Source organism: Streptomyces lanatus, from assembly GCF_014655715.1.
Classification (GTDB): domain Bacteria; phylum Actinomycetota; class Actinomycetes; order Streptomycetales; family Streptomycetaceae; genus Streptomyces; species Streptomyces lanatus.
The window spans coordinates 336786-356198 of sequence record NZ_BNBM01000005.1; the positions used below are offsets into that span (position 1 = coordinate 336786).

At 69.7% G+C, this 19413-nt stretch carries 18 protein-coding genes; 9 read left to right on the top strand and 9 right to left on the bottom strand.

What is annotated here, in order from left to right; translation table 11 throughout:
- The first annotated feature begins 2 nt into the window (after positions 1 to 2).
- The 3 genes from IE325_RS16365 to IE325_RS16375 all read left to right on the top strand — a co-directional run bounded on the left by IE325_RS16365 (position 3) and on the right by IE325_RS16375 (position 3008).
- Entirely contained in the window at positions 3 to 1367 is a 1365-nt protein-coding gene (locus IE325_RS16365; RefSeq protein WP_190070628.1) for an ABC transporter permease, read from the top strand.
- Positions 1364 to 2203, top strand: coding sequence for a carbohydrate ABC transporter permease (locus IE325_RS16370; RefSeq protein ID WP_190070629.1), 840 nt, complete (start codon positions 1364 to 1366; stop codon positions 2201 to 2203). The genes IE325_RS16365 and IE325_RS16370 overlap by 4 nt, the downstream gene beginning before the upstream one ends.
- Positions 2204 to 2312: 109 nt before the next feature.
- Complete coding sequence (locus tag IE325_RS16375) at positions 2313 to 3008, top strand: DsbA family protein (protein ID WP_373315182.1); 696 nt, start codon at positions 2313 to 2315, stop codon at positions 3006 to 3008.
- A 54-nt stretch (positions 3009 to 3062) separates the two neighbouring features.
- Here the strand turns inward: IE325_RS16375 and pgl are convergent, their stop codons facing one another.
- From pgl to tkt, 5 genes are read right to left on the bottom strand one after another with little or no spacing between them, the layout of a single operon-like run.
- Complete coding sequence (gene pgl, locus IE325_RS16380) at positions 3063 to 3845, bottom strand: 6-phosphogluconolactonase (RefSeq protein ID WP_190070631.1); 783 nt, start codon at positions 3843 to 3845, stop codon at positions 3063 to 3065.
- Entirely contained in the window at positions 3842 to 5077 is a 1236-nt protein-coding gene (gene opcA / locus IE325_RS16385) for a glucose-6-phosphate dehydrogenase assembly protein OpcA (protein ID WP_190070632.1), read from the bottom strand. The genes pgl and opcA overlap by 4 nt, the downstream gene beginning before the upstream one ends.
- On the bottom strand, positions 5074 to 6612 hold the full coding sequence (gene zwf, locus IE325_RS16390) for a glucose-6-phosphate dehydrogenase (RefSeq protein ID WP_190070633.1): 1539 nt from the start codon (positions 6610 to 6612) through the stop codon (positions 5074 to 5076). Before zwf ends, opcA begins: the two co-directional genes overlap by 4 nt.
- 4 nt (positions 6613 to 6616) lie before the next feature.
- Entirely contained in the window at positions 6617 to 7735 is a 1119-nt protein-coding gene (tal, locus tag IE325_RS16395; RefSeq protein WP_190070634.1) for a transaldolase, read from the bottom strand.
- 34 nt (positions 7736 to 7769) lie between these two features.
- A complete protein-coding gene (gene tkt / locus IE325_RS16400; RefSeq protein ID WP_190070635.1) occupies positions 7770 to 9857 on the bottom strand; it encodes a transketolase in 2088 nt (695 codons plus the stop codon).
- 391 nt (positions 9858 to 10248) lie between these two features.
- Between tkt and IE325_RS16405 the strand changes: the two genes are divergently transcribed.
- The 4 genes from IE325_RS16405 (at position 10249) to IE325_RS16420 (ending at position 13487) form a co-directional block, all read left to right on the top strand.
- Entirely contained in the window at positions 10249 to 11202 is a 954-nt protein-coding gene (locus tag IE325_RS16405; RefSeq protein ID WP_190070831.1) for a heme o synthase, read from the top strand.
- Between the two features lie 48 nt (positions 11203 to 11250).
- A complete protein-coding gene (locus IE325_RS16410) occupies positions 11251 to 11541 on the top strand; it encodes a hypothetical protein (protein ID WP_190070636.1) in 291 nt (96 codons plus the stop codon).
- Between the two features lie 80 nt (positions 11542 to 11621).
- Positions 11622 to 12728, top strand: a complete 1107-nt coding sequence (locus tag IE325_RS16415; RefSeq protein ID WP_190070637.1) for an amidohydrolase family protein — start codon at positions 11622 to 11624, stop codon at positions 12726 to 12728.
- Between the two features lie 18 nt (positions 12729 to 12746).
- Positions 12747 to 13487 (top strand): nucleotidyltransferase domain-containing protein, encoded by a 741-nt coding sequence (locus IE325_RS16420; RefSeq protein ID WP_190070638.1) that lies wholly within the window; start codon positions 12747 to 12749, stop codon positions 13485 to 13487.
- On the opposite strand, the gene IE325_RS16425 is transcribed toward IE325_RS16420, so the two are convergent.
- The 4 genes from IE325_RS16425 to IE325_RS16440 all read right to left on the bottom strand — a co-directional run bounded on the left by IE325_RS16425 (position 13442) and on the right by IE325_RS16440 (position 17075).
- Positions 13442 to 14452 (bottom strand): COX15/CtaA family protein, encoded by a 1011-nt coding sequence (locus tag IE325_RS16425; RefSeq protein WP_190070639.1) that lies wholly within the window; start codon positions 14450 to 14452, stop codon positions 13442 to 13444. The two genes, IE325_RS16420 and IE325_RS16425, sit on opposite strands and share 46 nt — an antisense overlap.
- A gap of 65 nt (positions 14453 to 14517) precedes the next feature.
- Positions 14518 to 15234: an ABC transporter permease gene (locus IE325_RS16430; RefSeq protein ID WP_229911849.1), complete on the bottom strand. Its 717-nt coding sequence runs from the start codon at positions 15232 to 15234 to the stop codon at positions 14518 to 14520.
- A gap of 50 nt (positions 15235 to 15284) precedes the next feature.
- Complete coding sequence (locus tag IE325_RS16435) at positions 15285 to 16208, bottom strand: ABC transporter ATP-binding protein (protein WP_190070641.1); 924 nt, start codon at positions 16206 to 16208, stop codon at positions 15285 to 15287.
- A gap of 69 nt (positions 16209 to 16277) precedes the next feature.
- Positions 16278 to 17075: an AAC(3) family N-acetyltransferase gene (locus tag IE325_RS16440; protein ID WP_190070642.1), complete on the bottom strand. Its 798-nt coding sequence runs from the start codon at positions 17073 to 17075 to the stop codon at positions 16278 to 16280.
- A gap of 161 nt (positions 17076 to 17236) precedes the next feature.
- On the opposite strand from IE325_RS16440, the gene IE325_RS16445 reads away from it, so the two are divergent.
- Entirely contained in the window at positions 17237 to 17989 is a 753-nt protein-coding gene (locus IE325_RS16445; protein ID WP_190070643.1) for a helix-turn-helix transcriptional regulator, read from the top strand.
- A complete protein-coding gene (gene sufB / locus IE325_RS16450) occupies positions 17986 to 19410 on the top strand; it encodes a Fe-S cluster assembly protein SufB (protein WP_190070644.1) in 1425 nt (474 codons plus the stop codon). The genes IE325_RS16445 and sufB overlap by 4 nt, the downstream gene beginning before the upstream one ends.
- Positions 19411 to 19413: the final 3 nt, after the last annotated feature.

The following is a 19413-nucleotide window of genomic DNA, read 5'->3' on the forward strand; positions in this document are numbered from 1 at the left end:
ATATGACCGCCACTCTCGTGAATGAGGCGAGCCGGGGGGCCGCCGTGAGCCCGGGCAGGGAACGTGCCCGGCGCTCGCGGCGGCGCGCCCGGATCATCGCGCTCCTCTTCGTCTTCCCCGCGCTGCTCCTGCTGGGCGCGCTGGTCGTGTATCCGGTGCTGTTCTCGGTCGGACGCAGCTTCTTCGACGCGTCCGGCAGCCGGTTCGTGGGCGGGGAGAACTACGCGGAGATGTTCCGCGACCCCGCCACCCTCAAGGCCATCCGCAACACCACGATCTGGGTCGTCGTGGCCCCCGCCCTGCTCACCGGACTCGGGCTGATCCTGGCCGTGCTGGTGGAGAAGGTCCGCTGGGCGACGGCCTTCAAACTGCTGCTGTTCATGCCGATGGCCGTGTCCTTCCTCGCTGCCGGCATCATCTTCCGCCTCGCCTACGACGAGGACCCCGACAAGGGCGTGCTGAACGCCGCCGTCGTCTCCGTGCACGACGCCTTCCAGGGCACGTCGACCTATCCGACGGCCCGGGCACGCGACGGACAGGGACTGACGAAGGACCCGGACGGCTCGTACCGCACCAGCGCGAGCGTGTCCCCGGGTGACGCGCTCACCCTCGGCCTGGTCGGTGTCCTCCCCGACGACCTGCCCGACGGCACCGAACCGGCGTACCAGGCGGCGGGGCAGAAGGCCGGCCCCGGTGAGCTGCGCGGTGTCGTGTACCTCGACTTCACGCCCGGCGGGGGAGGGGAGCAGGGCAAGGTCGACCAGCGCGAGAACGGGCTGCCGGAGATGACGGTCGAGGCGTCGCGCGCCGGGCAGACGGTCGCTTCGACGACCACCGCGTCCGACGGCTCCTTCCGCTTCGACGGGCTGGACGACGGTTCGTACACGGTGAAGCTGCCGGCCTCCAACTTCGCCGCCCCCTACGAGGGCATCTCCTGGCTCGGGCCCACGCTCGTCACGCCGGCGATCATCGGGGCGTATCTGTGGATCTGGACCGGCTTCGCGATGGTCCTGATCGGCGCGGGCCTCGCGGCCCTGCCCCGGGACGCGCTGGAGGCGGCGCGGATGGACGGGGCGAACGAGTGGCAGATCTTCCGGAAGATCACGGTGCCGTTGCTGGCACCGGTGCTGACGGTCGTCTTCGTCACCCTCGTCATCAACGTCATGAAGGTCTTCGACCTCGTCTACATCATCGCGCCCGGTCCCGTGCAGGAGGACGCGACCGTGCTCGCGACGCAGATGTGGCTGGTGTCGTTCGGCGGTGGCAACAACCAGGGGCTCGGCAGCGCGCTGGGTGTCCTGCTTCTGCTGCTGGTCATTCCGGCGATGGTCTTCAACGTCCGCCGTTTCCGAAGGAGTCAGCGATGAACGCGGTCAGGCGGGGCCTGGGCAATGGATTGGTCCAGGCGTTCCTCGTGGTGATCGGGCTGGTGTGGCTGACCCCGCTGGCCGGGTTGTTCCTCTCCTCCCTGCGGTCCGCCGAGGAGACGGCGAGCGGCGGCTGGTGGACCGTGTTCACCAGCCCCGGCCAGCTGTCCTTCGACAACTACTCGGCGCTGCTGGTCAATGCCGGGATCAGCCAGGCCTTCTGGAACACCGTGCTGATCTCGGTGCCGACGACCCTGCTGGTGGTCGTCCTCGCGGCGCTCGCCGGATACGCCTTCGCCTGGCTGGACTTCCCCGGCCGCGAGGCGCTCTTCCTGCTGGTCGTGGCGCTGCTCGTGGTGCCGGTGCAGATCGGGCTGCTCCCGGTCGCCAAACTCTTCGGCCAGCTCGGGCTGTTCGGCACGATTCCCGGCGTCGTCCTCTTCCATGTGGCGTACGGGCTGCCGTTCGCGGTGTTCCTGCTGCGGAACTACTTCGCCGAGATGCCGAAGGAGATGCTGGAGGCGGCGCGGATGGACGGGGGGAGTGAGTGGCGGATCTTCACGCGGCTGGTGCTTCCGGTGGGGCGCCCGGCCATCGCCTCGCTCGCCATCTTCCAGTTCCTGTGGGTGTGGAACGACATGCTGGTGGCACTGCTGTTCGCCGACAGCGCTTCGCAGCCGTTGACCGTTGAACTCCAGTCACAGATACGGCAGTTCGGCAGCAACATCGATGTGCTGGCGCCGGGGGCGTTCGTGTCGCTGGTGGTGCCGGTCGTGGTGTTCTTCGCGTTCCAGCGGCACTTTGTGCAGGGGGTGATGGCGGGTTCGGTGAAGTAGGCCCTGCTGTCCGATTTCCGCACGGGCTGCCTTATCCTCTCGCTGACTCAAGGGGAGGTCAGGGGTGGGGATGAGACATCGGGCGACCGCTGTGGCGGCCACGGTGATCATGTTGGGAATGTCGCTCGCGGGTTGCGGTGAACGCAGGGTGCCCTACGAGGGCCTGGACGAGGTGTCGGAGAAGCTGGCGGCGGACGGTACGACCATCGTGGTGGGGGATCCGTCGGCCGCCGTCGCCGTGCATCTCTACGAGGATCCGCGCTGCCCCGTCTGCGAGGAGTTCGAGACCACCGGCGCCGCGCCGGAGTTGCGGGAGGCGGTGGTGCGGCGGAAGGTATACGCCCAGTACACGCTGGCCTCGTTCCTCGACGACCGGGTCGGCGGCAGTGGCTCCAAGAAGGCGGTCAACGCCCTGCGGGCCGCGCTGGAAGAGGGCAAGTTCGCGGAGTACCACCGGGTGCTGTACGACAACCAGCCCGAGGAGGCCGTCGACGGGTTCACCGACGCCTACCTGCTCGAACTGGCCGGCCAGGTCGACGGGCTGCGCGGTCCGGCGTTCGACTCCGCCGTCAAGACCATGAAGTACCGCGCCTTCGTCACGGCCTCCGAGAAGGCCTACGAACGCGCGGGAGGCAAGGAGGAGCCCGAGGGGCCGGGCACGCCCACCGCGGTCATCAATGACGTGCGTATCCCGGTCGACTACAACGGACTGCTCTTCGAGGGCGAGGTCTTCGCGGACCTTCTGAAGCGGATTCAGGAAGAGCCCGATGACTGGCAGGAGTACGAGTTCCCCAAGACAGCGTGAAGCATGAGAACGCCGGGCCCCGTTGAGGGGGCCCGGCGTTCTCATGCCGTTGCGTCAAGGGGACGCGGGCGGATACAACGACCGCGGCAACTGCGAAGCCGCCGCCGAGTCCAGGAGCCACAGGGTCCTGGAACGACCGCGGGCCCCCGCCGCCGGCGCCTGGATCTCGCCCGCGCCCGACAGGGCGATCGCCGCGGCCTGGGCCTTGTCCTCGCCCGCCGCCAGCAGCCACACCTCACGCGCCGCCCGGATCGCGGGGAGCGTGAGAGTGACCCGGGTCGGCGGAGGCTTGGGGGCGCCGTGCACTCCGACGACCGTGCGCTGGGTCTCCCGTACCGCGGGCAGTTCCGGGAACAGGGAGGCGACGTGGGTGTCGGGACCCACGCCCAGCATCAGGACGTCGAAGGTGGGGACCGAGCCGTGGTTCTCCGGACCGGCGGCCCGGGCCAGCTCCTCCGCGTACGCGGCGGCGGCCGCCTCCACGTCCGTGCCGTACGGCCCGTCCGACGCGGGCATGGGATGCACCCGCTTCGGATCCAGCGGCACCGAGTCCAGCAGGGCCTCGCGGGCCTGCGTGACATTGCGGTCGGGATCGCCCTCGGGCAGGAACCGCTCGTCGCCCCACCACAGGTCGAGACGGCCCCAGTCGATCGCGTCCCGCGCGGGCGCGGCAGCCAGCGCGGCCAGCAGGCCGTTGCCGTTGCGCCCGCCGGTGAGGACCACGGACGCCGAGCCCCGGGAGGCCTGCGCGTCCACGATCTTCGTGATCAGCCGGGCCGCCGCGGCCTGTGCCATCAGCTCCTTGTCGTGGTGCACGACGAGCTGCGGGGTACTCACTTCGCCGCCGCCTTCTTCAACGGTTCCTGCGCCGCCGCTTCTTCTTTCTCATCGGCTTCGCCGGAAGCCTCGGATTTCCCGGCAGGCTCTGACTTTCCGGAGGCCTCGGACTGTCCGGAAGCCCCGGCCGATTCTCCTTTGGCCGGAGAATCCGAGGGTGTCGAAGATTCCGGGGAGGCCTCCGATGCCGGCGTCTCCTCGGCCTTCGCCACCGCGGCCTCCGCCAGCGCCACGGCCTGTACGGCCTTCGCCACGGCGGCCTCCGCGGCCTGCGCCGCTCCCGCACCCCGCACCGCCGCGGCCGGCACCGAGCTCAGCCGCTCCACGCCGAACCGCAGCGCCGACGCGTAGGTGTCGTCCGGGTCGAGCCGGCGCAGTTCCTCCGCGATCAGCTCGGCCGTCTCGCGCCGCTTCAGCGCGACCGCGCGGTCCGGCTGGCCCTGGATGGAGAGGGTCGCCAGGGAGCCGTCCGCGCGGTCCAGTGTGATGGGGCCGGAGTCGGTGTCCATACGGACCGCCGTCAGACCGGGGCCCGACGACAGCGACCGCTTCACGGGGACGTCCAGCCGGTCCGCGAGCCACATCGCCAGCAGCTCACAGCTCGGGTTGAACTCCTCGCCCTCCACCTCGACGGCCTTCACCTCGCAGACCACCTGGTCCAGAGCCGCCGCGAGCATCGAGCGCCACGGTGTGATCCGGGTCCAGGACAGGTCGGTGTCGCCCGGGGTGTAGGCGTCGGCGCGGGACGACAGCTCCCGCACCGGCTGCTCCGAGGCATAGGTGTCGGTCACCCGGCGCTGGGCCAGCGCGCCCAGCGGATCGTTCGCCGGGTCGAGCGGCGCGTTCACCGGCCACCAGACCACCACCGGGGCGTCCGGGAGCAGCAGCGGCAGCACCACCGACTGCGCGTGGTCGGACACCTCGCCGTACAGCCGTAGCACCACCGTCTCGCCGGTGCCCGCGTCCGCGCCCACCCGCACCTCGGCGTCCAGCCGGGACGTCGTACGGTCGCGGGGCGAGCGCGAGACCCGCTTGATGACCACCAGGGTGCGCGAGGGGTGCTCGCGCGAGGCGTCGCCTGCGGCCTTGAGCGCGTCGTACGCGTTCTCCTCGTCCGTGACGATGACCAGTGTGAGCACCATGCCGACGGCCGGTGTGCCGATGGCCCGTCGCCCCTGCACCAGCGCCTTGTTGATCTTGCTGGCCGTGGTGTCCGTGAGGTCTATCTTCATGGCCGGCGCCAGCTCCGTCCCTCTCGTGCGAGCATTTCGTCCGCCTCGACGGGCCCCCAGGTACCGGACGGGTACTGGGCGGGCTTGCCGTGCGTGTCCCAGTACTCCTCGATCGGGTCGAGGATCTTCCAGGACAGCTCGACCTCCTCGGTGCGCGGGAAGAGGTTGGAGTCGCCGAGCAGGACGTCGAGGATCAGGCGCTCGTACGCCTCGGGGCTGGACTCGGTGAAGGACTCGCCGTAGGCGAAGTCCATCGACACGTCCCGGATCTCCATCGAGGTGCCCGGCACCTTGGAGCCGAAGCGGACCGTGACGCCCTCGTCGGGCTGGACGCGGATCACGATCGCGTTCTGGCCCAGCTCCTCTGTGGCCGTGGTGTCGAAGGGGGAGTGGGGAGCGCGCTGGAACACGACCGCGATCTCCGTCACGCGGCGGCCGAGGCGCTTGCCGGTGCGCAGATAGAAGGGGACACCCGCCCAGCGGCGGTTGTCGACCGACAGCTTGACCGCGGCGTAGGTGTCGGTCTTCGACTTGGGGTCGATGCCCTCCTCCTGGAGGTAGCCGACCGCCTTCTCACCGCCCTGCCAGCCGGCCGCGTACTGCCCGAACACCGTGTCGCGGCCCAGGTCCTTGGGCAGCCTGACCGCCCCGAGCACCTTGGTCTTCTCCGCCGCCAGCGCGTCCGCGTCGAAGGAGGCGGGCTCCTCCATGGCGGTCAGGGCCATCAGCTGGAGGAGGTGGTTCTGGATGACGTCACGGGCGGCGCCGATGCCGTCGTAGTAGCCGGCCCGGCCGCCGATGCCGATGTCCTCGGCCATGGTGATCTGCACATGGTCCACGAAGGACCGGTTCCAGATCGGCTCGAACATCGTGTTGGCGAAGCGCAGCGCCAGAATGTTCTGGACGGTCTCCTTGCCCAGGTAGTGGTCGATACGGAAGACCTGGTCCGGGGCGAAGACCTCGTGCACGACCTTGTTGAGCTCCTCGGCCGACTTCAGGTCGTGGCCGAACGGCTTCTCGATGACCGCGCGGCGCCAGGAACTCGGCGTCTGGTCGGCGAGGCCGTGCTTCTTCAGCTGCTGGATGACCACCGGGAAGGAGCGCGGGGGCACCGAGAGGTAGAAGGCGAAGTTGCCGCCCGTGCCCTGGGCCTTGTCCAGCTCCTCGATGGTCGAGCGCAGCCGCTCGAAGGCATCGTCGTCGTCGAAGGTGCCCTGCACGAAGCGCATCCCCTGGATGAGCTGCTGCCAGACCTCCTCGCGGAAGGGCGTGCGGGCATGTGCCTTGACCGCGTCGTGGACCTCCTGTGCGAAGTCCTCGTTCGCCCACTCGCGGCGGGCGAACCCGACCAGCGAGAAGCCCGGCGGCAGCAGACCCCGGTTGGCGAGGTCGTACACGGCGGGCATCAGCTTTTTACGTGACAAATCGCCCGTAACGCCGAAGATCACCAGGCCCGACGGCCCCGCGATACGCGGGAGCCGTCGGTCGGCGGCGTCACGAAGCGGGTTCGCTTCAGTGACGTTGAAGGGTGGCAAGGGATCAGCCCTCCGAGGGGGCGAGGCGCTCCAGCTCCGCCTCGGTCGACTTGAGCAGGTCGTTCCAGGACGCCTCGAACTTCTCGACGCCCTCGTCCTCCAGCAGCTGCACCACGTCGTCGTAGGAGATCCCGAGCTTCTCGACCGCGTCGAGGTCGGCGCGGGCCTGCGCGTAGGTGCCGGCGACGGAGTTACCGGTGATCTCGCCCTTCTCCTCCGTGGCGTGGAGGGTGGCCTCGGGCATGGTGTTGACGGTGTTCGGGGCGACCAGGTCGTCGACGTAGAGGGTCGGCTTGTAGGCCGGGTCCTTCACGCCGGTCGACGCCCACAGCGGACGCTGCTTGTTGGCGCCCGCGTTCTCCAGCGCGCTCCAGCGGTCCGAGGAGAAGACCTCCTCGTACGCCTCGTAGGCGAGGCGCGCGTTGGCGACGGCGGCCTTGCCGCGGGCGGCCTTGGCCTCGTCGGTGCCGAGGGCGTCGAGCCGCTTGTCGATCTCGGTGTCCACGCGGGACACGAAGAAGGACGCGACGGAGCGGATGAGGGAGAGGTCCAGGCCGCGCTCCTTGGCCTTCTCCAGACCGGCCAGGTAGGCGTCCATGACCTCGCGGTAGCGCTCCAGCGAGAAGATCAGCGTGACATTGACGCTGATGCCGAGGCCGATGACCTCGGTGATCGCCGGGAGGCCGGCCCGCGTGGCCGGGATCTTGATCAGGGTGTTCGGACGGTCGACCAGCCAGGCCAACTGCTTGGCCTCGGCGACGGTCGCACGCGTGTCGTGCGCGAGCCGCGGGTCGACCTCGATGGAGACCCGGCCGTCCTGACCGCCGGTGGCGTCGAAGACCGGGCGCAGGATGTCGGCGGCGTCACGGACGTCCGCCGTGGTGATCATGCGGATCGCCTCTTCGACCGTCACCTTGCGGGCGGCGAGGTCGGCGACCTGCTGGTCGTAACCGTGACCCTCGCTGATCGCCTTCTGGAAGATCGTCGGGTTGGTGGTGACACCGACGACATGCTGCTGGTCGATCAGCTCGGCGAGGTTGCCGGACGTGATGCGCTGGCGCGACAGGTCGTCCAGCCAGATCGCGACGCCCTCCTCGGAGAGGCGCTTCAATGCGTCTGTCATGGAAAATCAAACTCCTACGTCTCGTATATGAGCGTCAGCGCTGGGCCGCGGCGAGGGATTCCCGCGCGACGGCCGCCACGTTCTCGGCAGTGAAGCCGTACTCCCGGAAAAGGACCTTGCCGTCCGCCGAAGCACCGAAGTGCTCCAGGGAAACGATGCGACCCGCGTCCCCGACGTACTTGTGCCAGGTCAGACCGATCCCGGCCTCGACCGCCACCCGCGCCTTGACGGCCGGCGGCAGAACGCTGTCCCGGTACCCCTGGTCCTGCTCCTCGAACCACTCCACCGAGGGCATGGACACGACCCGCGTCGGCACGCCGGACGCCTGGAGCTGCTCGCGCGCCTCGACGGCGATGTGCACCTCGGAGCCGGTCGCGATGAGCACGACCTGCGGCTCGCCGCCCTCCGCCTCGAACATCACGTAACCACCGCGGACGGTGTCCTCGTTGGCCTCGTACGTCGGCACGCCCTGACGGGTCAGCGCGAGCCCGTGCGGGGCGCCCTTGCCGAACTCCTTCGTGTAGCGCTTGAGGATCTCGCGCCAGGCGATCGCGGTCTCGTTGGCGTCCGCCGGACGGACCACGTTGAGACCGGGGATGGCGCGCAGCGACGCCAGGTGCTCGATCGGCTGGTGGGTGGGGCCGTCCTCACCCAGACCGATGGAGTCGTGCGTCCAGACGTACGTCACCGGCAGGTGCATCAGCGCCGACAGGCGGACGGCGTTGCGCATGTAGTCGGAGAACACCAGGAACGTGCCGCCGTAGACACGCGTGTTGCCGTGCAGGGTGATGCCGTTCATCTCCGCGGCCATGGAGTGCTCGCGGATACCGAAGTGGATCGTGCGGCCGTACGGGTCCGCCTCCGGCAGCGGGTTGTCCGCGGGCAGGAACGACGACGTCTTGTCGATCGTCGTGTTGTTGGAGCCGGCCAGGTCGGCCGAGCCGCCCCACAGCTCCGGGATCACCGCGCCGAGCGCCTGGAGCACCTTGCCGGACGCGGCGCGGGTGGCGACGCCCTTGCCGGGCTCGAAGACCGGGAGCTTCTCCTCCCAGCCGGTGGGCAGCTCGCCCTTGCTGATGCGGTCGAACTCGGCGGCGCGCTCGGGGTTGTTGTCCCGCCACAGCTGGAAGGACTTCTCCCATTCGGCCTTCGCCTGGGCGCCCCGCTCAAGGGCCGCCCGGGTGTGGGCGATGACCTCGTCGGCCACCTCGAAGGACTGCTCCGGGTCGAAGCCGAGGACGCGCTTGGTGGCCGCCACCTCGTCGTCGCCGAGCGCCGAGCCGTGGGCGGCCTCGGTGTTCTGCGCGTTCGGGGCGGGCCAGGCGATGATCGAGCGCATCGCGATGAAGGACGGCTTGTCCGTCACCTGCTTCGCGGCCTCGATCGCGTTGTAGATGGCGTGCGGGTCGAGGTCGCCGTCCGGCTTCGGGGCGATCCGCTGCACATGCCAGCCGTACGCCTCGTACCGCTTGCAGACGTCCTCGGAGACGGCCGTCTCGGTGTCGCCCTCGATCGAGATGTGGTTGTCGTCCCACAGCAGGACCAGGTTGCCGAGCCGCTGGTGGCCGGCCAGCGAGGACGCCTCCGCGGAGATGCCCTCCTGGAGGCAGCCGTCACCGGCGATGGCGAAGACGAAGTGGTCGAAGGGGGAGGTGCCCTCGGCGGCCTCCGGGTCGAACAGCCCGCGCTCGTAGCGGGCGGCCATCGCCATGCCGACCGCGTTGGCGACACCCTGGCCCAGCGGGCCGGTCGTCGTCTCGACGCCCGTGGTGTGGCCGTACTCCGGGTGGCCCGGGGTCTTGGAACCCCACGTCCTGAAGGCCTTCAGATCGTCCAGCTCCAGACCGAAGCCGGCCAGGTACAGCTGGGTGTAGAGGGTCAGGGACGAGTGGCCCGCGGACAGCACGAAGCGGTCGCGACCGACCCACTCGGCGTCGGCGGGGTCGTGCCGCATCACCTTCTGGAAGAGGGTGTAGGCGGCGGGGGCCAGGCTCATCGCCGTACCCGGATGGCCGTTTCCGACCTTCTGTACGGCGTCGGCGGCCAGGACGCGGGCGGTGTCGACGGCCCGCTGGTCCAGCTCGGTCCACTCGAGGTCTGTGGTGGTCGGCTTGGTGCTCACCCTGGGTCAGGGCTCCTCTCCACATGTCGGTTGCCGGTGTCACGGGCACATACGCCCACCGGCTGCCGGCGTACTCGGCGTCGGCCGGCCGTTGTCGAGCCTACCCCCGGAAGTACGTGCGTTTTTTCGACTCATCCCAGACTGCCGGGAGTCGCCGGGATGTGCCTCCCGACTGGGTCGTTCCACATTCGACACGTGAATACGGAGCCGCTCATCCGGGTGCTCAATCGAGCTTCCGCGCGCCCGTCGGACGACCCCCCGGACCACCCCCTCCAACACGACCCCACCCCCGCGAATGTCCGGGTCTGGGCAACGTCTACAGTGGCGTGGTACGCGCGAGCCTTTACCGGGACTTCACACGGGGAGGCTTGCTGGGATGTCTCTGTCAGGGGTGTGCGTGACGGCCGTTGAATCCCGTCCAGCGGGGATTATCGGGACGAGCCAGAGCCCGAGCCGGCGGCCGATCAGGGCCCGGGTCATGGGGTTCGTGGCGCTTACCAAGCCGCGGATCATCGAGCTGCTGCTCATCACCACCGTTCCGGTGATGTTCCTGGCCGAGCAGGGCGTGCCCGACCTCGGTCTGGTGCTCCTCACCTGCGTCGGCGGCTACCTCTCCGCCGGTGGCGCCAACGCGCTGAACATGTACATCGACCGTGACATCGACGCGCTCATGGACCGCACCTCGCAGCGCCCGCTGGTCACCGGGATGGTCAGCCCCCGCGAGTGCCTCGCCTTCGGCATCACCCTGGCGGTCGTCTCCACCCTGCTGTTCGGCCTCACGGTCAACTGGCTGTCGGCCTGGCTCTCCCTCGGCGCGCTCCTCTTCTATGTCGTCGTCTACACGATGATCCTCAAGCGCCGTACCTCGCAGAACATCGTGTGGGGCGGCATCGCGGGCTGTATGCCGGTGCTGATCGGCTGGTCCGCGGTCACGAACTCCCTCTCCTGGGCCCCGCTCATCCTCTTCCTGGTCATCTTCTTCTGGACGCCGCCGCACTACTGGCCGCTGTCCATGAAGGTGAAGGACGACTACGCGCGCGTGGGCGTGCCCATGCTCCCGGTCATCGCCTCGAACAAGGTCGTCGCCAAGCAGATCGTCATCTACAGCTGGGTGATGGTCGCGGTGTCGCTGCTGTTGACGCCGCTCGGCTACACGGGCTGGTTCTACACCGCGGTCGCGCTGGGCGCGGGCGGCTGGTGGCTGTGGGAGGCGCACGCGCTGCAGAACCGCGCGAAGGCGGAGGCGACGGGCGGCAAGCTCAAGGAGATGCGCCTGTTCCACTGGTCGATCACTTACGTGTCGCTGCTGTTCGTCGCCGTCGCGGTGGACCCCTTCCTGCGCTAGTCGTTCCTGTGCTGGCCGTTTTGGCTACTCGTCGGTAGCATCCTGGCTATGGCAGACAAGGTGGCCAAGCTGGCCAAGCAGATCAACTCCTTCGCGAAGTCCCACGGCGGCGCCGAGGCCCAGGTCGCGTACATCGGACAGCGCGGCGCCCGCATCGTGCTCGTGGGCGAGGACGGCGGCTGGGGCGACCTGGTCGCACCGTCGTACGAGCTCGCCGAGCAGGCGGTGGAGAAGGCCGGGATCACCCGCCACGAATCCTTCGACGGCGAGTTCGCCGCGAAGGTGGAGACCGGGCCCTACGAATGGAAGCGCATGGCCGGCATCCAAATCGGCGGCTGATCGGTCCCCTTTTCGCAACACCAAGTCCCCGGTTCACCCGTTAGGACGTGTAGGACACGTCCACTCACGGGGAGAGCCGGATGATCGACACGCCGTCCCTGGTGGACCAGTACTGCCACGGCGTACTGCGCACCGAGCTGGGCCTCGGCACCTTCGAGGCCCAGCTGGCCCGAACCGAGGGCCCGCCCGCGCCCGGCACCACCCTCTTCGACACCCAGACGGGTTTCGCCGTACGTCGCTGGTGCCCCCCTCTGCTGGGCCTGGAACCGCACTGCGCGCCCGCCCGCTATCTGGCCCGGCGTCGTGAACTCGGCGTACTGGAGGCGGCCCGGCGTCTGCTGCGGGGCAGCGGCATCACTACGTATCTGATCGACACGGGCCTGCCCGGCGACCTCACCGGCCCCCCGGAGATGGCGTCCACCGCCTCCGCCCGGGCCCATGAGATCGTGCGCCTGGAGCTTCTCGCCGAACAGGTCGCCGACACCTCGGGCACCGTCGAGTCCTTCCTTGCCAACCTCGCCGAGTCGGTGCACGGCGCCGCCGTGAACGCGGTGGCCTTCACCTCGGTCGCGGGCGTACGGCACGGTCTCGCACTGGCGCCCGAGCCGCCGGGGCCGGGTGAAGTGCGGGGCGCGGCGGGGCGCTGGCTGGCGGCGCGCAGGGTCGGCGGCGAGCTGAGCGACCCCGTGCTGCTACGGCATCTGCTGTGGATCGCGGTGGCGTCGGGGCTGCCGCTGCAACTGCACGCGGGACTGGGGGCGCCGGGTCTGCGCATCGACCGTACCGATCCGGTGCTGCTCACGGACTTCGTCCGCGCCACGGCAGGCCTGGGCACCGACCTGATCCTGCTGCACGGCTACCCGTACCACCGGCACGCCGCCCATCTGGCCGGTGTCTTCCCGCACGTCTACGCCGACTCCGGCGCCGCCCTCGTCCGCACCGGCGCCCGCGCGGCCACGATCCTCGCCGAGATCCTGGAACTCGCCCCCTTCGGCAAGATCCTCTTCTCCAGCGGCGCCCACGGTCTGCCCGAACTGCACGTCGTGGGCGCCCGCCTCTTCCGCGAGGCCCTCGCCAGGGTGCTCGGCGGCTGGGTCGCGGAGGGGGCGTGGTCGCTGGCGGACGCGCAGCGGGTGGCGGGGATGGTGGCGGCGGGGAACGCGCGGCGGGTGTACGGGCTCGACTGAGCTGTACAGACTGGGCGTATGAGCCGAACCGACGCCTTACTCGACCGTTTCCTGTCCGAGCTGGAACCGATCGCGCCGCTGGCCGTCTGGGCGCACGGCTCGCTCGCCGGCGGCGACTACCAGGAGGGCCGCAGCGACCTGGACCTGATCGCCGTACTGCAAGGGCCGCTCACGCCCCGCACCCTCTGGCGGCTGGCCACGCTGCACGCCCGGTTGCGGGCCGAACCGTTGGCCGGGTTGTTGCACTGCACCTACCTGACACCGGACGCCGTGGACGATCCCGCCCGGCGCCACCTCACCTGGGCGCACGAGCAGCTGTTCAAACGGCCGGTCACCCCGGTGACCCGGAGCGAACTGCACGCCTTCGGGCGGGTGCTGCATGGAAGCGCCCCCGACGCGCTGCTGCCGCCGGTGACGGACCGGGAACTCGGCGACTTCGTCGTGCGCGACCAGCGGGACTTCTGGCGGTCGGCCGTCGACAACGCCCCGCTGTGGACGCGGGACGTGTGGGTCGACCTGGGTCTGATCACCTTCGCGCGGGCGAGCGTCACCGTGCGCGAGGGACGGCTGATTTCCAAACGCGAGGCGCTGGACCTGCTGCCCGGTTTCGGGGCGCCCGTGGACGTCGTCGAGGACATCCGCCGGCGCCGCTACGACGGGGCCGCGCCGCCCACTAAGGAGTGGACGGCGCGCAGGGCCGGGCTGACGCGGGACTACCTGGGGCCGGCGATCGACGCGCTCGTGGCGTCGTACGACTGAACCGGCACCTCGATCTCGACATGCGGCCGTTCCCGCAGCGCCAGCAGTACGCGGAGCGTGGCGATCCAGACCAGGGCCGAGCCGAACATGTGCAGGCCGACGAGAAGTTCCGGCAGGTCCGTGAAGTACTGGACGTACCCGATGACGCCCTGCCCGAGCAGGATCAGGAAGAGGTCGCGGGTGCGGTTCAGGGGGCCCTTCGGGGCGTCGACCGCCTTGAGGACGAACCAGAGCGCGAAGGCCAGGGTGACCACGATCCACGCCAGCACGGCGTGCAGCTTGGTGACGTTCTCCCAGTCGACCGGCATCCGCTCGACCTCGCTGGAGTCGCCCGCGTGCGGGCCCGCGCCGGTGACCACGGTGCCGACCAGGATCAGCAGCGCCGAGGCCGCGACCAGGACCCACACCAGTTGCTGCACCGCCTTGCCCACCAGGGGCCGCGGCGCATCGTCGCCCTCCCGGGTGCGCTGCCACATCACCGTGGCGACGGCGATGAGCGCGGACGTCGCCACGAAGTGGGCCGCGACCGTGTACGGGTTGAGGCCGACCAGGACGACGATGCCGCCGAGCACGGCGTTGCTCATCACGATCCAGAACTGGGCCCAGCCCAGGCGGGTGACGTCACGCCGGTACGGCTTCGTGGCCCGCGCGGCGATGATCGCCCAGCCGACGGCGGCGCACAGCACGTACGTCAGCATGCGGTTGCCGAACTCGATGGCGCCGTGCAGGCCCATCTCGCTGGTGGCGGTGAGCGAGTCGTCGGTGCACTTGGGCCAGGTCGGGCAGCCGAGCCCGGACCCGGTCAGGCGGACCGCGCCGCCGGTGACCACGATGAGCACCGACATCACGAGCGCGGCGAGCGCCGCCCGTCGGACCGTCCTCGGAGTGGGGGTCCAGCGTGCGGCGATGAAGGCGAGCGGGTTGCGCACGGCCGCTACGGCGTCGGCGCGGGTCACGTTTGGCACGCGCACTATCGTAGGCGGCCGCTTGTGCACGCTTTCACGAGGGTCCGCACTGGCCCCATGGAGCCCTACTCCCAGCGGAAGAACCTGCCGGCCGCCGCCAGCCCGACGACCGCCCACACGGCCAGGATCCCCAGGTCGCCCCACGGCATCCCGGCCCCGTGCTGGAGGACGTCCCGCAGACCGTCGGAGAGCGCGGAGATGGGCAGCAGACCGAGCACGTCCTGGGCGGCGTCCGGGAACTTGTCCAGCGGGACGATCACCCCGCCGCCGACGAGCAGCAGCAGGAACACCAGGTTGGCGGCGGCCAGCGTCGCCTCGGCCTTGAGCGTGCCGGCCATCAGCAGGCCGAGCCCGGAGAAGGCGGCGGTGCCGAGGATCAGCAGGAGCAGGACGGCGAGCGGGTTGCCGTGCGGCGACCAGCCCAGCGCGAACGCGATCACCGTCAGCAGGACGATCTGCAGCACCTCGGTGACCAGCACCGACACCGTCTTCGCCGTCATCAGGCCCCAGCGCGGCAGCGGCGAGGAGGCCAGCCGCTTCAGCACGCCGTACCGGCGCTCGAAGCCCGTGGCGATGGCCTGCCCCGTGAACGCCGTCGACATCACGGCGAGCGCGAGGATGCCGGGGGCGAGGAAGTCGACGGCCTTGCCGGCGCCGGTGTCGACGATGTCCACCGCGCTGAAGAGGACCAGCAGCAGGGTGGGGATCACGACGGTCAGGAGCAGCTGCTCGCCGTTGCGCAGCAGCATCTTCGTCTCCAGGGCCGCCTGTGCCCCGATCATGCGGGGGAGAGGGGCGGCGCCCGGCTCGGGTGCGTAGGTCCCAGCGGTGGTCACGAGCGCAGCTCCTTGCCGGTCAGCTCCAGGAAGACGTCTTCGAGGGTGTGCCGCTCGACCGAGATCCGGTCCGGCATCACCCCGTGCTGCGCACACCACGACGTCACGGTCGCGAGCAGCTGTGGGTCGACCTTGCCGACGACGCGATACGAGCCCGGCGTCAGCTCCGCGGCCGAGCAGTCGGCGGGCAGGGCCTTGAGCAGGGACCCCACGTCGAGGCCGGGGCGGCCGGTGAAGCGGAGGGTGTTCTCGGCGCCGCCGCGGCACAGGTCCTCGGGGGAGCCCTGGGCGATGACACGGCCGGCGTCGATGATCGCGACGTCATCGGCGAGCTGCTCGGCCTCGTCCATGTAGTGGGTCGTGAGGATCACGGAGACGCCGTCGGCGCGCAGGTCGCGGATCAGGTCCCAGGTGGCCCGGCGGGCCTGCGGGTCAAGACCCGCGGTCGGCTCGTCCAGGAACACCAGCTCCGGGCGCCCGACCACGGCCATGGCGAGCGCGAGCCGCTGCTGCTGGCCGCCGGAGAGGCGGCGGTAACTGGTCCGGCCGCAGCCGCCGAGCCCGAGCCGCTCGATGAGGGCGTCGACGTCCAGCGGATGCGCGTGCAGCTTCGCGACATGGCGCAGCATCTCGTCCGCCCGCGCGCCCGAGTAGACGCCGCCGGACTGGAGCATCACGCCGATCCGGGGCCGCAGCGCGCCGGACTGCCGTATCGGGTCGAGGCCCAGGACACGCACCGTGCCGGCGTCCGGCTTCCGGTATCCCTCGCAGGTCTCGACCGTCGTCGTCTTGCCCGCGCCATTGGGTCCGAGTACGGCGGTGACACCGGCCCGGGCCACCAGGTCGAGGCCGTCCACCGCGGTTTTGCCGCCGTACCGCTTCACCAGGGCCTGGACCTGGAGCACGGGCTCAGTTCGCATGGCTCCAGAGTCTAGGTACGCGATCCGTCCCCCATACGGCCGGGTTCACATCTCCCCATACGGCCGCCCTCATATCTCCTCCGCGCGGGGCCGGTGCGTCTCCAGCCATCGCACCGCGTACGCCACCGCGTCCACCACCGGAAACAGCCGCACGCGGGCCGCGCCCACCTTTCCCCGTACGACGGGACGGTCCCGCTCGAAGTCATGACCGAGCTCGTCGAACCGCTCGGAGGTGATCGACACCTCGGTCACCACCTCCCACCCCGCGGGCCCCGGTCGCCCCACTTTCACCAGCGGTGACGGGATCCGGTACTCGGCCAGATGGAAGCCGGTGCAGGCGTCGTAGCCGGCGCCGAGCAGCAGCACGCGCGCGTGGAGTGCCTCCAGGCGGGCCAGCGGGCTGCGCTCGCCGAGCCGGCAGTCGAGGGCGTGGCCTGCGACGATCTCGCCCGCGCGGGGGCCGACGGCGGCGAAGGACGTCTGGGGGTGCGCGCTGCGCAGGGCGCCCGGCCAGGTCCGTACGGTCTCCGGGATCACGCCGACCCCGCGCGTGGGCGTGACGGCCGGGTCGTACGCGGGCATGGTCGCCCGAACGGTCCCCCACCACTCCTCGGGAACGGGTGGGTTGCTCCACACCGCCGGATCCGAGAGGTCGCCGGTCTGGGTGGGGACCACCAGCGTGCCCTCGGGGCCGAGGACGTCGAGCAGTCCCTGGACCACCGCGACGGGACCTCCACAGACCCAGCCGAGCGAGCTGAGCGAGGAGTGCACCAGGAGCGTCTCACCGGTTTGGACGCCGAGCTCGCGCAGTTCTGCGGCGAGGGTGTCCCGAGTGACAAGAGGGCCGGTCGGAGGGGGTGTGGGCATGGTTCGGGAGTGTTCCGGAAGGTATCCCGGGACGCCACCGAATTGATCGATCAATGATCGTTTCCGCAGGTCAGATTAGGTATGCCTAAGTGACGTAGGGCACCGTCGAGGGATGCGGGCGCGGCTTGCCCGGTCCTGAGGAATTACGCAACAATGGCGTTGTGAAAAACGTCGGCGAGGCTCGGGTGACCCCCACGGGGACCCCTCAGGAGGAGCTCGCGACCGGGGAGCGTTCCACGCGCAACCGGGTCGCGCGGTCCATCCTGGACCACGGCCCGTCGACCGTCGCCGAGCTGGCCGGCCGGCTGGGGCTCACCCAGGCCGCCGTACGCAGGCATCTGGACGCGCTGGTCGCGGACGACGTCGTGGAGGCCCGGGAACAGCGGGTGTACGGCACGCGCACGCGTGGCCGTCCCGCCAAGGTCTTCGCGCTCACCGACTGCGGCCGCGACGCCTTCGACCAGTCGTACGACAAGCTCGCCGCCGACGCCCTCAAGTGGATCGCCGAGCGCGAGGGCGGGAGCGAGGCGGTCGCCGCCTTCGCCCGCGCCCGGATCGCCGCCCAGGCGAGCGCCTACCGCAAGGCGATCGAGTCCGTCAGCCCCGATGAGCGGACCGAAGCCCTGGCCAAGGCCTTGAGCGTCGACGGGTACGCTGCTACGGCGCGCAGCGCACCCCTCCCTCAAAAAGGCGAGCAGCTCTGCCAGCACCACTGCCCGGTCGCCCATGTCGCGGAGCAGTTCCCCCAGCTGTGCGAGGCGGAGACGGAGATCTTCGCCGAGCTGCTCGGAACGCACGTCCAGAGACTGGCCACGATCGCGCACGGCGACGGCGTCTGCACGACGTTCATCCCGAAGATTTCCCACCACACCGATAACGCATCCGCAAGCACGGCCGGGAGGAACCCCGCATGACTCTCCCCATCGAGGAGACTGCCCACCCTGAGCTCGAGGGCCTGGGTAAGTACGAATACGGCTGGGCCGACTCCGACGAAGCCGGCGCCTCTGCGAAGCGCGGTCTGAGCGAGGATGTCGTCAAGGACATCTCCGCGAAGAAGTCCGAGCCGGAGTGGATGACCAAGCTTCGTCTCAAGGGCCTGCGCCTGTTCGACAAGAAGCCCATGCCGAACTGGGGCTCGGACCTTTCCGGTATCGACTTCGACAACATCAAGTACTTCGTACGCTCCACGGAGAAGCAGGCGGAGTCCTGGGAGGACCTGCCCGAGGACATCAAGAACACGTACGACAAGCTCGGCATCCCCGAGGCGGAGAAGCAGCGCCTCGTCGCCGGTGTCGCGGCCCAGTACGAGTCCGAGGTCGTCTACCACCAGATCCGCGAGGACCTGGAGGAGCAGGGCGTCATCTTCCTGGACACCGACACCGCCCTGAAGGAGCACCCGGAGCTCTTCAAGGAGTACTTCGGGACCGTCATCCCGGTCGGTGACAACAAGTTCGCGTCGCTGAACACCGCCGTGTGGTCGGGCGGCTCCTTCATCTACGTGCCGAAGGGCGTGCACGTGGAGATCCCGCTCCAGGCCTACTTCCGGATCAACACCGAGAACATGGGCCAGTTCGAGCGGACGCTGATCATCGTCGACGAGGACGCTTACGTCCACTACGTCGAGGGCTGCACGGCCCCGATCTACAAGTCGGACTCCCTGCACTCCGCGGTCGTCGAGATCATCGTGAAGAAGGGCGCCCGCTGCCGCTACACGACCATCCAGAACTGGTCGAACAACGTCTACAACCTGGTCACCAAGCGCGCCGTCGCCTATGAGGGCGCCACCATGGAGTGGGTCGACGGCAACATCGGCTCCAAGGTGACGATGAAGTACCCGGCCGTTTACCTGATGGGCGAGCACGCCAAGGGCGAGACCCTGTCCATCGCCTTCGCGGGCGAGGGCCAGCACCAGGACGCCGGCGCCAAGATGGTCCACATGGCCCCGAACACCTCGTCCAACATCGTCTCGAAGTCCGTGGCGCGTGGCGGTGGCCGTACCTCCTACCGCGGTCTGATCGAGATCGGCGAGGGCGCCCCGGGTGCGAAGTCCAACGTGCTCTGTGACGCTCTGCTCGTCGACACCATCTCCCGCTCGGACACCTACCCGTACGTCGACGTCCGCGAGGACGACGTCTCCATGGGCCACGAGGCGACCGTCTCCAAGGTCTCCGAGGACCAGCTCTTCTACCTGATGAGCCGCGGTCTCTCCGAGGACGAGGCGATGGCGATGATCGTGCGCGGCTTCGTCGAGCCGATCGCCAAGGAGCTGCCGATGGAGTACGCCCTCGAGCTCAACCGGCTGATCGAGCTGCAGATGGAAGGCGCGGTCGGCTAAGGC